Source organism: Brevibacterium sp. CSND-B09, from assembly GCF_052906525.1.
On sequence record NZ_JBREGI010000001.1, the window covers coordinates 781,124 to 794,530 of the forward strand.

General features: G+C 65.6%; 10 protein-coding genes. 2 read left to right on the top strand and 8 right to left on the bottom strand.

Translation table 11 applies throughout. The features are described 5' to 3' along the window. Nucleotides 1–2 precede the first annotated feature (2 nt). From tilS to dacB, 3 genes are read right to left on the bottom strand one after another with little or no spacing between them, the layout of a single operon-like run. Nucleotides 3–1,025, bottom strand: coding sequence for a tRNA lysidine(34) synthetase TilS (tilS, locus tag ACU4IU_RS03835; protein WP_446655901.1), 1,023 nt, complete (start codon nt 1,023–1,025; stop codon nt 3–5). Beyond that, nucleotides 1,012–2,028 (bottom strand): zinc-dependent metalloprotease, encoded by a 1,017-nt coding sequence (locus ACU4IU_RS03840; protein ID WP_446655902.1) that lies wholly within the window; start codon nt 2,026–2,028, stop codon nt 1,012–1,014. Before ACU4IU_RS03840 ends, tilS begins: the two co-directional genes overlap by 14 nt. Next, nucleotides 2,025–3,518, bottom strand: a complete 1,494-nt coding sequence (gene dacB / locus ACU4IU_RS03845) for a D-alanyl-D-alanine carboxypeptidase/D-alanyl-D-alanine endopeptidase (RefSeq protein ID WP_446655903.1) — start codon at nt 3,516–3,518, stop codon at nt 2,025–2,027. The genes ACU4IU_RS03840 and dacB overlap by 4 nt, the downstream gene beginning before the upstream one ends. A gap of 108 nt (nt 3,519–3,626) precedes the next feature. Here dacB and ACU4IU_RS03850 point away from each other — a divergent pair, with 108 nt between their 5' ends. Then, a complete protein-coding gene (locus ACU4IU_RS03850; protein ID WP_101545791.1) occupies nt 3,627–4,115 on the top strand; it encodes an inorganic diphosphatase in 489 nt (162 codons plus the stop codon). A gap of 26 nt (nt 4,116–4,141) precedes the next feature. Here ACU4IU_RS03850 and ACU4IU_RS03855 read toward each other — a convergent pair whose 3' ends face one another. The 3 genes from ACU4IU_RS03855 to lysX are packed head-to-tail and all read right to left on the bottom strand — an operon-like array spanning nt 4,142 to nt 9,048. Then, nucleotides 4,142–5,047, bottom strand: a complete 906-nt coding sequence (locus ACU4IU_RS03855) for an alpha/beta fold hydrolase (RefSeq protein ID WP_180345609.1) — start codon at nt 5,045–5,047, stop codon at nt 4,142–4,144. Continuing rightward, nucleotides 5,037–5,771: a DUF998 domain-containing protein gene (locus ACU4IU_RS03860; RefSeq protein ID WP_180345610.1), complete on the bottom strand. Its 735-nt coding sequence runs from the start codon at nt 5,769–5,771 to the stop codon at nt 5,037–5,039. The genes ACU4IU_RS03855 and ACU4IU_RS03860 overlap by 11 nt, the downstream gene beginning before the upstream one ends. 1 nt (nt 5,772) lies before the next feature. Next, nucleotides 5,773–9,048 carry a bifunctional lysylphosphatidylglycerol synthetase/lysine--tRNA ligase LysX gene (gene lysX / locus ACU4IU_RS03865; RefSeq protein ID WP_446655904.1) on the bottom strand — a complete coding sequence of 1,092 codons (3,276 nt, stop codon included), beginning with the start codon at nt 9,046–9,048 and terminating at the stop codon, nt 5,773–5,775. A gap of 121 nt (nt 9,049–9,169) precedes the next feature. On the opposite strand from lysX, the gene ACU4IU_RS03870 reads away from it, so the two are divergent. Beyond that, nucleotides 9,170–9,811, top strand: a complete 642-nt coding sequence (locus ACU4IU_RS03870; protein ID WP_101545790.1) for a VOC family protein — start codon at nt 9,170–9,172, stop codon at nt 9,809–9,811. Between the two features lie 89 nt (nt 9,812–9,900). Here ACU4IU_RS03870 and ACU4IU_RS03875 read toward each other — a convergent pair whose 3' ends face one another. Both ACU4IU_RS03875 and ACU4IU_RS03880 read right to left on the bottom strand, forming a co-directional pair. Next, nucleotides 9,901–12,441: a PhoX family protein gene (locus ACU4IU_RS03875; protein ID WP_446655905.1), complete on the bottom strand. Its 2,541-nt coding sequence runs from the start codon at nt 12,439–12,441 to the stop codon at nt 9,901–9,903. A 191-nt stretch (nt 12,442–12,632) separates the two neighbouring features. Beyond that, nucleotides 12,633–13,394, bottom strand: a complete 762-nt coding sequence (locus ACU4IU_RS03880) for a CPBP family intramembrane glutamic endopeptidase (protein ID WP_139468666.1) — start codon at nt 13,392–13,394, stop codon at nt 12,633–12,635. Nucleotides 13,395–13,407: the final 13 nt, after the last annotated feature.

A 13,407-nucleotide genomic window follows, 5' to 3' on the forward strand; every position in this document is an offset into this window, starting at 1 on the left:
TCTCAGCGGGCCTTCGCGGCCGGCTGGAACACGGCCCGCCCGTCGGAGACGACGACTTCCGTGTCCCCGGGCAGGGACAGTCGACCGCGCCTGCGGTCACAGATGAGGGCACAGAGTTCGGCGACCCGCACCGCTCCGAGGTTCTGTCCGGGAACTCCGAGTGAGATCGCCCAGTCGCGCACGACGCGGCTGAGCACGGCATAGTCGAGTGCGGTGAAGACCTCCACCGGCACCGAGGCGGCTCCGCGGATCGTCTGCCCTGCTGCTTCGGCGTGGGCGTCGATGAAATCGGCGTCGGCTCGGCAGAGGTCGGCGGTGCGGGCGAGGTTCGCGGTGATCGGTTGGCCGAGATCGGCTTCGAGTCCGGCCAGCAGCTGCCGAGCCCGGACTCGGGTGAACGCGGTGTCGGCGTTCATCGGATCGTTCCAGATCTCGATGCCCTGTGCCTGACAGGACGCTTCGGTCTGGTCTCGGTCGAGGCCGAGCAGGGGACGAATGAGGCGACCGGCCAACGGGCTCATCCCGGCCAGGGACCGGGTGCCCGATCCGCGCATGAGGCCGAGCAGAACGGTCTCTGCCTGGTCGCTGCGCGTATGGGCCGTGAGAATCCAGTCGGCTCCGGCCGCGGCCCGAGCGGTTTCGAGGGCCGCGTAGCGGGCGGTGCGCGCCGCGGCTTCGAGGCCTTCCTCACCGGCATCGATGCTCACCCTCATCACCTCGGCGGGCACGCCCCAGGATTCGGCGGTGACAGCAACCCGGTCGGCCACCTCGGCGGTGACGGTCTGCAGGCCGTGGTCGACGGTGACGGCACGGGCCCGGATCTCACCGCGTCGATGGAGAAATGCGGTCGCGTGGAGCAGCGCCATCGAATCCGCTCCCCCGGACACTGCGACGATGAGGCCCGGGACAGACGATTCTGCGACGGCGAGCGCTGCGCGCACGGCATTGCGGATGGCTGCGCTGGCCGGGTCGAGGGTCGGCCGCCTCGGCGACGATGCGCTGCGCGGCCCCTCAGCCGTGGACACGGTCGAGCCAGAGCTGCGGTTCGTGGATTTCGGCCGTGCGCGGCAGGTTCGCGGGTTCGGCATAGATGCGGGAGAAGCCCTTCTGTCCGACCTCGCGGCGGACGGCACGGACGAACTTCGCTCCGTCGCGATATTGGGCGAGTTTGAGGTCCATTCCGAGCAGATTCGTCAGGAACCCGCCTTGGGCGGCATCGCGGCGGGCCTCGAATTTGCGGCGCAGCCGGCGCACGCTCGGGATGACACCGGCTCCGACTTCGTCCATGACGACATCGGCGTGGCCTTCGAGCAGGGATAGGATCGCGGTGGCCTCGTCGAGTGCGGTGCGCATGTTCTCGTCACGGATGAGGTCGATGATGCTGGCCTCGCCCTTGACGATGCGGCCGAGGGTGGCGAAGAGGTCGACGATCCCGCCGACTCCCGGCATCGTCAGTCGGGTCGACACGGCTCCGGAGAGCAGGGTGCGCATATGTTCGCGCAGCCAGGGCGCGGTCGCGAACTGCACTTGGTGGGTGGCTTCGTGGAGGGCCACCCACATGCGGAAGTCACGCGGATCGACGTCCATGGCCCTCTCGGCGATGAGCACGGCGGGGGCGACGAAAATCAGCCGTCCCGTCTCCACGGCGAAGGGGTCGAACTGGCCGAGCACGCGAGTCGACAGGAGTGAGAGCACCCCGGCGACCTCGACGGCGCCGGCCTTCGCGGTGGCGGGGCTGACCGGGGCGGGCAGGGCCGCCTCATCGAGCATTCCATTGACGGACTGCGCGTTGGCTTTGACCCAGCTGACCTGGTCGAGGACGAGCACGGAACCGGCGGCGAGCCGTCCGCGCACATCATCGGCGTGCTCCGGCGGCAGCAGAAACGAGTCGAGCACGAGGTCCTGGGCGGTCAGCGCATTGTCCTTCATCCCCTCGACGAGTCCGTCGAGCACACCCGGTTCGGGGACCTTCGCCGCGGAGACGAGCTCACGGGCGGTGCGGGCGGCGAAGTTCTCGTCGATGATCATCGGCAGCCGCAGTTCGCGAGGGCTGTGACGATATCGTCCACGGTCTTTCTGGCTTCCAAGATCTTGTCCTTATCCACGTCGTCGATCTGGATGGAGAATACGAGGTAGCGGTCTTCCGCGTCGAGCACTCCCCCGGCCAGGGAGGTCACGGTCGACAGCGTTCCGGTCTTCGCATGCACCACCCCTGAGGCGTTCCTCTCGTCGAGGAATCGGTCGTGCAGGGTGCCGGTCAGTCCGCCGACGGGGAAGTAGCTGACGAGCCCTGCCAGCGAGTCATCGGCGACGACCGAGGCCTGCAGCACGGTCGTGAGATCGTGCGGGGCGATCCGGTTGTCATAGGACAGCCCCGAGGTGTCGACGAGGTGAGTGCGCCCGAGATCGACGGATTCGCCGAGGGCCTCCAGGACCGCCTTGGGACCGTTCTCGAGGCTGCCGTCCTGCCCCTGAGCGATGGCGACCTCGTTGCCGAGCATCTCGGCGACGACGTTGTCGCTGTGCACGAGAGCGTATTCGACGATCTCGGAGATCGTCGCCGATTCCACCCGGGCAAGTTCCTTCGGGTTCTCGGACTCGGACGGCGCCTCGGATTCGGACCGGTCGGTCGCCTCGGTGACGGTGATCCCGGTCTTCTTCAGCTCTTTTTCGAAGATCGAGAACGCGTCCTTCGCCGGGTGTTCGCTGCGGCCCCGCCAGTCGGCGTTCTTCGACCCGACGTAGGCGGTGTCAACCATGATCGGCTGGATCGGGGTGATCACGCCCTTGGCGATATCGGACCGGGACCAGCCGGAGTCGAAGTCCTCGCCGACGTAGCGGCTCGTGTCCAGGTTGAGGGCCACCTCGGTGATGTTCTGGTCCTTGAGGGCGGCCGCGGTGTCTTCGGCCAGGGTCCGCAGTCCCCCGTGCCCGTTGACCGAACCGGGATCGGAGTCTCCGGCCGACAGGAGCACATCGCCGCCGCCGGTCAGCGTCAGGGTGTTCGTGTCCGCGTCGAAGTCCGTCGTCGTCGCCAAACGCTTCTCCCCGCCGATCGCGGACAGTGAGGCGGCCGCTGTGAGCACCTTCGTCACGGAGGCGGGAGTGCGCGGCTTCGTCTCGTCCTTCGCGTAGAGGACGTCGTCGCTGATCCCGTCACGGACCTCGAGGCCGAAGCCCTTGACCTTCGAATCCTTGAGCACGGCGTCGATCGTCTTCGGGATCTGTGTGGGCACAGGAGCGGAATCGTCGACCGCCGAGGCGGGGGCGGGCACCTGCTGGGCGTGGGCCTGCGGAGTGGGCACGGTCTGGACCTCGACCTGGGGTTCGGTGGTCAGCACGCCGGGCAGGCCGGGCACGAGGTCGTAGGCGTCGACGGCGGCATAGGCACCGAGGGCGAGGACGATGATCCCTGCGGTGATCGCACCGCCCTTCTTCCGCCGCGAGGTCGCCTCTCTGCGGTCGCGGCGCGGGGAGCCGGAGTCCGACGGGTTCTGCGGCGCATCGGTGTCGTTCAAACGCAGGCTCTCATTCCTCGACGACCGTGAGGCGGTCGCCGTCGGTGGGCGGTGACGGGGACTTGTACCATCTATTCTAGTGATGCACCCCTAACGTGAAGGAGCACTATGGAACTGCTGGCCACAATCGAGATCCCCCAGGGGTCCCGCAACAAGTACGAAGTCGATCATGAGACCGGTCGGGTCAAGCTCGATCGCTACCTCTACACTTCGATGCAGTACCCCGCTGATTACGGCTATATCGAGGACACGCTCGGAAACGACGGCGACCCTCTCGATGTGCTCGTGCTGCTGCCCGAGCCGCTGTTCCCCGGTGTGCTCATCGACATCCGTCCCATCGGCATGTTCCAGATGGAAGACGAGGCCGGAGGCGACGACAAGGTCCTCGCCGTGCCCGCCGGAGATCCTCGCTGGGACTCCTACACCGACATCTCGGACGTGGACAAGTTCATGCTCGACTCGATCGAACACTTCTTCTCCCGGTACAAGGACCTCGAGCCCGGCAAGTACGTCAAGGGTTCCAGCTGGGCCGGCCGCGAAGCCGCCGAGGCCGAGATCAACGCCTCGATCGAGCGTTTCAAGGCCGAGGGCCACTGAGCCGACTTCGGACAAGCGCTGACGTCTCAGCGCGCAGCGTTCTCCTCGACCGCCCGGATGATCTCATCCGGGCGGTCGATCATCATGAGATGTGCCGAACCGGAGACAACGCGGGTCTCGAGGCGGGTGAGTCCGGCTTCGAGGGCGCGCAGTCGTCGTTGCCCCGGCAGGCCCGAGGCGAAAAGGGCCGAAGTGGGCACCCGGACTTCTCCCGTGCTCGCCCGCAGGGCGGTGAGGTCTGCCGCCTGCGAGCGGTAGCTCAGCCATTCCGCGAACGCCGAGGTCAGGGTTTCTGGATCAGCGTAGGGGTCCTTGAACACCCCCTCGTCGAGGACCGTGCCGGACACCGTCTCCCGCACAAAGCCTCGGTGCGCGATCGAAGCGCTGATCGACCTGATCTTCCGCGATGAGAGCAGAGTACGGACCGACCGCAGTTGGGACCCTCCGAAGAGTCGATCCGCCAGGCCCCTGACCCTGTCGAACTCGACCGAGGGGTCGACGAGAACGATCCCGGCCACGAGTTCCGGACGGAGCCTGGCAAGAGCCTCGGCGCGGAAGGCCGCCATCGAATGCGCGACGATGACAGCCCGCACGGTCATGGAGCGGGCAGCTGTGCTGGGGGCTGTGAGTCTCGTGACCCCGTGCCGGGTGAGGACCTGCTGCAGCAGTGCCGTCTCCCCGGCGAGGTCGGGTACTCCCCCGCCGAACGGGGTGCCGGCGAAACCCGGACGATCGAGCGCGAGGACGTTATGGCCGGGAAGACCCTCGATGACCGGCGACCACCCGCCTGCCGGGATCGCACATCCGTTGAGGAGGAGCACCGGCGGCCGGTCATGCACGGGCTGTCCTGCCGTTCGAGCGGCAATGCGATAGATGGTGTGCCCGTCGATGGTTTCGACGGCCCACCGGGCCAGCGGGTTCTCAGCGACCATCGGCGAGGGCTTCGGCATCGGAAAGGACGCGCTCGATCATCAGTGGGCGGTGCACATCGACGGCGAGCCAGCCGATCCAGCCGGAGACGATGAGGATCTGCGAGATCTGCACATAGCCCTGGCCCGAGCGCATGAGCTCTTCGATGGCCCCCGAGACCGCCGAGGACAGCACGATGAGGACCGTGAGGATGACCGGCACCCAGCGTCGCGGCCCGCGGCTGGGGATCGCTGCAGCGATCATGCTCGCGCACACCGCCACAGTGACTACCGAAGAGGTGATGGTGTGGGCGAGAAACTCCGGCTCCAGCGCACCGGAGTCGGCGGCGGCCCGGCACGCATCGTCGAAGCTCGGCGAACATGGCATGTTCCAGATGACATCGGCGATCGTTCCGATCCCCGTCAGCGCCGTCCCGGCGGCGACTACCCACCTCCAGTCGCGCACTTGGACGCGCGAGCCGGATAGCGTGCGGCAGGCGATGAGGACCATCAGCATCCCGGAGATGAGGTCACCACCGCGGAACACCCAGGCAGCAGGCTGGTTGTCGGCGGCGAGTTCAGAGATGTAGCCGGCCAGCGGATCCGTGTACGGACTGAGGAAGGCCAAGGTCCAGGTGTTGTAGAAGACGATGACGGCCACAGCCAGTCCCCACCCTGCAAACCGCTCGAAACCGGTGATCGTCTCTGCCCTCGCCGTCGGCCCTGTCCCCGCGATCCGCCCCGGCACCTCAATATCCTTTCGGCTTGGCCAAGGGGAAGGCGATGGTCGAGCGGATCGACTGATTCGTCAGCAGCATGACGAGTCGGTCGAGTCCCATTCCCATGCCACCGGCCGGGGGCATTCCGTGTTCGAGGGCGAGGAGGAAGTCTTCGTCGAGCGCCATCGCCTCCGGATCGCCTCCGGCTGCGGCCAGTGACTGTGCGGTCAACCGCTGACGCTGGATCACCGGGTCGACGAGTTCGGAATATGCGGTTCCGATCTCGGAGCCGAAGATGATGAGGTCCCATTTCTCAGCGAGCATCGGGCTGCGGCGATGCTGCCTGGTCAGCGGCGAGGTCTCGGCCGGGAAGTCCGTGTAGAAGGTCGGAGCGATGGTCGATGACTCGGCGACCTGCTCATAGATCTTCTGCAACAGAGTCCCCCATCCCCAGTTCGGACGCGGTTCGAGCCCCACCGCCCGGGCGTGGGACCGCATCGTCTCGACGTCGGTGGCTGTGGACACCTCGATCCCCAGTTTGTCCGAGACGACCTCGGTCAGAGAGACCGTCGTCCAGTCGTCGGCGAGATCGACCTCGTGTTCGACGCCGTCAACGGTTCCTCGCACCACGGTGGTGCCCAGAGATGCTTCGGCGGCGGTGACGATGAGAGTGCGTGTGAGTTCGCGCATGGTCGAATAGTCGCCGCCGGCCTGATAGGCCTCGAGCATCGAGAACTCGGGATTGTGAGTGGCGTCGACTCCCTCGTTGCGGAAGTTGCGTCCGATCTCGAAGACGCGGTCGAACCCGCCCACGAGGAGGCGCTTGAGATACAGCTCGGGTGCGATGCGCAGGAACAAGTCGAGGTGGTAAGCGTTGATGTGCGTCTGGAACGGTCGGGCATTGGCTCCTCCGTGCACCGTCTGCAGGATCGGCGTCTCCACCTCGAGGAAGTTCCGGCTCTGCAGGGTCTCACGGAGCGAACGGAAGGCGTTCGCCCGGGCGACCATGACGTCGCGTGCAGAAGTGTTGAGGGTGAAGTCGAGGTAGCGTCGGCGGACCTTCGTCTCCGGGTCGCGCACACCCTGTCGGAGGCTGGGCCACGGCTGCAGCGACTTCGCGGCCATCGACCAGTCAACAACGAGGAAGGACTCCGTGCCGGTTCGGGAGCGACCGGGAGTTCCTGTCACGTCGATGCGATCTCCTCGGGCGACCCAGCGGTGCAGTCTTGCGAACGACTCCGAGTCCATTGCCTGCCGTTCGATGAGCAGCTGAGTGCCACGGCCTTCCGAAAGCAGATCGATGAAGACGACTCCACCGTGGTTGCGGACGCTGAGCACACGCCCGCTGAGCGCCGTGACCTTCGCTTCGGCGGGATAGGGCTCCACTCCGGCCGCGAGCATCGACTCACGCACTCTGAGCCGGTACTCGACTTGATCGGATACGCGTTTCGGCGCCGCGGTCGGTTCGTTTGCGGGCGGGACGGTCAGCAGCTCCGCGGCTTCCTCCCGGCTGTAGAGAGGCTGGCCGACTGGGCCGGAACCGAAGATCGACGGCGGCGTGAGAAACCCCTCGGCGATGCTGACAGCCAGGCCGATGCGGGCGAGATACGAGCTGTCGGGATAGCAGAGCATCCGCGGCACCCATTCGGGATGGTACTTCTCGTTTGAGCGGTAGAGCGATTCGAGCTGCCAGAACCGTGAGGCGAAGAGCAGGATATTTCGCCATAGCCTCTTAACCGGTCCTGCTCCGAGTTCCCTGCCCTGCTCGAACGCGGAGCGGAAGACTGCGAAGTTCAACGACACAGAGGCGATGCCGATCTCACTTGCTTCGGTCATGAGACCGGCGACCATGAACTCGGTGACCCCGTTCTCGGCCAAATGGTGCCTCCGCATGAGGTCGAGGGAGACTCCATTGTCTCCCCACGGCACGAAGCTGAGCAGTCCTGCGGTGGTACGCGCGTGAGTGGTGTCGCCGTCGGGGAAGAGAGCCTCGACGACGAGACACTGGCCATCGGCACCGTCGCCGAAGCGCCCGAGTGCCATGGAGAATCCGCGTTCGGTCTCCCCCGCGCGCCAATCTTCGGCGAAGTCGGCCAGGGCGGCGAGCTCGTCGATGGAGATCTCCGATTGACGTCGGATCCGGACGGCGTATCCGGCGGCGGTGAGTTTGGCGACTGAGCGGTTGACCTCTGGCAGCGACCGCAGGGAGAAGTCGCGACTGTGGAGCACGGCCTCGTCTCCGACGAGAAGGACGCGCAGCCCGGCGGCCTGATACGCCTGAGCGCCCTGTCTGCTGGCGGCGAGAACCGCCGGAATCCAGCCATAGGACCTCGCGTGGGAGACGAATTCACGGGCCGCTTCGTTCCACCGGGAGTGCGGGCCGATCGGGTCTCCGGCGACGAGGCACACGCCTTTCTCCACGCGGTAGCTCACGATGCAGCCGCCGGTGAAGAGGGCGGAACGGTCGCGACGGGTGCCGAAGTAGCCGAGGGAATCCGAGTGCTCAGCGGCGAGAAGGCCGCGGATCGACTTCTCCTCAGCGAAGCCGATCCGTTCGGTCTGCCGCTGCGAGCGCAGCAGCGTCCAGAAGGCGACGATGATCACTGCGCCGGAGCAGAAGCCGAACAAAGTCAGCATCCAACTCGATTCGGTCTCCTCCCGCAGCCCGAAGAGCTCAGCCAGGATCTGTTTGGCTTGGACCGTATTCAGGCCTCCGATGACGTACTGGATCGTGAGCACGAGTGCACAGGCGATGACGATTCCGACGATGAGGATGAGGAGGGCCTTGAGGAATCCGCGCGGCTGGGTCTTCGCCGTGTAGTGCCGGCGGTGACGGACGAGTTCGATGAGGGTGAACAGCGGCAGCACGGAACCAGTGGCGAAGTCCCAGGTGAGCAGCCTCGGGTCGACGAGGGCGTAGAGCACCGCGATCAATCCGAGGGCGAGGAGAACGAGCGCGATGAGGACGAGGAAACTCCACCAGGCGACTCGCTTTCCGATTGCGAGCGCCCCCGCGAGGATGACGAGCACCACGGAGGAGACGAAGTCGACCGGTGTGATCGGTACCAGCCAGGTCCAGACCCAGTTCAGCGCCGCATCCGCCCAGCCGCCTGTCGGAACCACGAGGTGGGCGAGCATGAGGAGAGCGAGCAGGGTGAGCACCCGCGGCAGCCACCGGACGAAGAACGTCGATCGACGTGGATTCGCGCCGACATCGGAGGTCCTGCTTCCGGAGGAGACCTGCTTCGCCGTGTAGGTGTGTGGACGAGCACCGTGGGGGACGGGGATGCGCGCGGAGGGGTCCATGGACGAATAGTGCCACAGGAGGCTGATCTCCACTGTCAGGCACTGCAATCAGTGACATCGGTCACGATTTCTTAGGTAAGCCTAAGGGGCAGTGTGAGCCAGGTTATGCGATTGTCGAGTCATGAAACTCGATCATGTGTCATACGCCAGTGAACCTGACGGCTATCGTGCGACCGCCGAGCGGATCGCGGAGAAGCTCGGAGTGGCTCCCTACGACGGCGGTGTGCATCCTCGATTCGGCACCAGAAACCTCATCTTCCCCCTAGCGAACGGCCATTACCTCGAAGTCGTGGAAGCCTTGGAGCATCCGGCCGCTCTCTCGACCCCTTTCGGTCAGGCGGTCCGGGCTCGTTCCGAGCTCGGCGGTGGCTGGATGGGCTGGTGCGTCTCGGTCGACGATCTCACCGCAGTCGAAACCCGCCTCGAGCGCAAGGCTGTCGATGGAAACCGGACGCCGGAGTCCGGTTTGGAACTTCGGTGGCTGCAGATCGGTGTCAAGGGGCTCATCGCCGATCCCCAGCTGCCGTTCTTCATCAAGTGGTCCGCCGACTCCTCGCAGCACCCGTCGACGTACAAGACGAATGAGGGCGTCGACATCGACACCCTGCAGATCGCCGGGGACCGCGATCGTCTGCGCGATTGGCTGGGCACTCAGGATGCCAAGCCGATCTCTGAGATCAACATCGACTGGTCCGCACCCCACGGGACGCCGGGCATCATGTCGGTGAGCTTCAACACGGAGAACGGCCCCGTCACCATCTGAGCACATCAGAGTCCGCACGCACTGCGGAGTCGAAGAAGGCCAGAGGCAGTGTCGCCTCTGGCCTTTTTCAGCTTATGGTCCTGGAGTCATCAGTCGCTCTGAGTCTCCGTCGGCAAGCCCTGCTCGCTTTCCGTCCCGTCTGCGTTCTTCCGACGCAGATGAGCGGCCGTCGCCATCGCACCGCCGACGGCGAGGAGACCTGCTCCGCCGCCGAGCAGTGGCAGAGTGCTGTCCGAACCGGTCCACGGCAGTTCACCGCCGTCCGAGCCGGACCCACCTGAACCGGACCCGCCTGAACCCGAGCCGTCGTTCGAAGAACCGCCGCCCGAATCGGATCCGCCGGAGCCGCCCGAACCGGAGCCGCCGTCGCTTCCGGCGCTCGCGGCCGCACCAGCTGCCGCGGCATCCTTCGCACCGTCCTGCGACCCGGCAGTCGATCCGGAGCTGTCGGCGTCCGTTCCGGTCCTGTCACCCTTGGCATCGGTGTCCTCACCCGTTCCGGCACCATCTGAGCTGCCGTTCTCATCCGAGTCCTTGGCCCCTTCATCTGTGCCGTCGGCGTCGGAGTCCTGGTCCTTCGGCGGTTCAGTCGGATCCGGTGCCGATCCGCCGTCGCCCTTGATGACCTGCACGACCGTGGGCCGCGGCATCGCGGCCACTCCCTTATCGACATCGGTCGCGTCGACATAGTCGGGGAACTGCGAGTGCTGATCGGCATAGGAGCCGTCCTCACCTGGGTGCTGGACCGCAACGAAAGCTGACTCATACTCGTCGTGGACGAGTGGTCCGCAGACCTCGGCTTCGCGAGGCACGGACAGGAACTGTTCGACCCGACCGCGCTGGTCACCGTCGATCGTGACCTTGAACAGCCCGTCGCAGTAGCCGATGCCGTCGGGAGCACCGTCGGTGGAGATCCACAGGTTTCCGGCGGTGTCGAAGGCGACATTGTCCGGGCAGGAGATCGGTGAGACCTGATCGGCGGGGAAGCCGGAGAAGTAGGTGGCGTCGCCCTGCTTCGGGTCTCCGCAGACCAACAGCAGCGTCCAGTCGAATTCGGTGCCCGTATGATCGCCGGAGCGCTCGGTGATCTCGACGATGTGCCCGTCGCGGTTCTCCGTGCGCGGATTGGCCTCATCTGCGGCGGCCTTCCCGTCGGTGCCGCGGTCGGAGTTGTTCGTGCAGGCGACGTAGATGCGGCCGTTGACCGGGTTCGGTTCGACGTCTTCGCAGCGGTCCATCTTCGTCGGTCCGACCTTGTCGGCGGCCAGTCGGGTGTTGACGAGGACCTCTTCGACGGAGAATCCGGACACCTGCGACTTGCCGTCCTTGACCAGCGGAAGCCACTGTCCGCTGCCGTCGAACTCGCCGTCAGCGGGCACCTCACCGCTGCCGTCGATCTCGGACTTCGGTGAGTTGCCGGTGAACTTCGCGACGTAGAGGTCGCCGTCGGTCAGCAGCGTCTTGTTGTGTTCGCGGTCGCCCTCGACGTAGGTGTCCTTCGAGACGAACTTGTAGAGGTAGTCGAACTTCTCATCGTCTCCCATATAGGCCACGGCGTGGCCCGAATCGGAGATCGTGATGTTCGCCCCTTCGTGTTTGAAGCGGCCCATGTTCGTGTGCTTATGAGGGGTGGAGTTCGGGTCCCAGGGGTCGACTTCGACGATCCAGCCGAAGCGATTCGCTTCGTTCGCGTAGCCCGGGTTGTTCGTATCGAATCGGTCGACATCGGCTTCCCACCCGTTGGCCGAGTCTTCGCTGTCGAGACCGTAGCGCTTATCGGCCGCCGAGGTGCCCTGCGCCTTGAAGTACGAGTTGAAGTTCTCCTCACCGGACACCAGAGTGCCCCAGGGCGTGAGCCCGCCCGAGCAGTTGCCGAGAGTGCCCTGCGCCTTGTCACCGTTCGGGTAGTCCTTCGTCCGCAGCAGATCGGAACCGGCAGCGGGACCGGTGAACTCGTATTCGGTGTCGATGAGGAACCGGCGGTTCTTCTTTCCGTTGACATCGATCGTCCACGTCGACTTCTCGTCCGTGCGGATGAGTTCGGCAACGGTCAGCCCGTGGGCTTCGCGACTGATCGCCCGCTGATCGGCTCCGTCCATGTCCTCGGGGTACATGATGGCGTCGTTCGTGTATTCCTGGTTGGCGAAGAGCACGGCCCGGTTGGAGTCATCGGGGTCGATCTGGATGGACAGGAAGTCGTTGTTGTAGCCGAACTGGCGGCGCTGCGCCTCTGGGCTCTGATTCTCCGGGTCGAATTTCGGGGAGTCGGGGAACAGGGGGTCTCCCCAGCGGACGATCGGATGCCAGGAGTAGCCTTGGGGGACGACGAATTCGTCGACCTCATGCTGGACCGGGTCGATGGCGGTGAAGGCCAGACTGCCTGCGGTGGCTGCGGCGGCAGAGCGTGCGGTCGGACTCGGTGCGGTGGTCACTGCGATGGCCAAGGCACCTGCAGCCGAGGCACCGAGAACCGCGCGACGGCTGAGCTTCGCATTGACGATATCGCGGAAATACCCATTTGCCGATGTGTTGCAGGTGGCCTTGAGGCAGGCGTTGTCGCACTTCAGTGCGCACGTGACGGGGCTGCGCTTGCCACGCACATGGTCGGCCATCGGCAGAAAGGTTCGCATCGATTCTCTCCTTGTATCGGGTATCTTCCCAGTCCGGGGCCCACCCGGTACAGAGGGCGGAACCGGAAGGACTCACCCGATCGAGACTGTCACCGGCAAGCGGCCCTGGAACTACCCGTCGGTGAATCAGAGGTGAACCCGGAGGGAGGAATGAGTGTCCCGTTCGCCTGTCCCGACCTCGCCTGCAGCACTCAGCCGAAGTCGACGAGGGCGAGCACTCCCGGGGCGAGGAATCCGACGGCGTCGATGATGACATGCGCCCACACCAACGGCATGAGTCTGCCCTTGCGCAGGAAGTACCAGCCGAAGATGATGCCCATGACGACGTTGCCGATGAACGGGCCGATGCCCTGGTAGAGGTGGTAGCTGGCGCGGAACATCGCCAGGGAGATGATGATCGGCCAGGGCCCGAAGCCCAGCTGCCGCAGTCGCAGCGCCCCGAAGCCGAAGATGAGCACCTCTTCGAGGATTCCGTTCTTCGCGGCCGAGAGCAGCAGCACGGGAATCGTCCACCAATGATCGCCGAGGTTGGACGGCTGGATCTCGGCAGTGATCCCCAGTGCCCTGCCGCCCGCGTACACCCCGAGGGTGCCGATGCCGATCACGAGGAAGATGAGTACACCGTGGCCCAGGTCGCGCAGTCGGTGCCCGTCGACTCCGAGCCTGATCGGCAGCGGCAGGGCCGGTCGGTCTCGACTGAGCAGGTAGATCGCGAGGGCGACGGGCACGAGGGTGAAGCCGATGTCGAGAAGCTGGTAGATCAGATCGAAGGCCGGCCGGGGCGAGATCGAGGTGTTGAGCTTGGCCTGGGCGTCGCTGATCGGTCCGCGCGTGGCGATGTCTGCCAGACGGACGATCGCATAGACGGATGCCTGGCCCAGGGACAGGGCCGCAATGAGACCGAGCTCGAACCACAGGCGCTTTCTCTCCTGTGGTTCGAGCTCGGTCGTCATGGACTCAACTCTA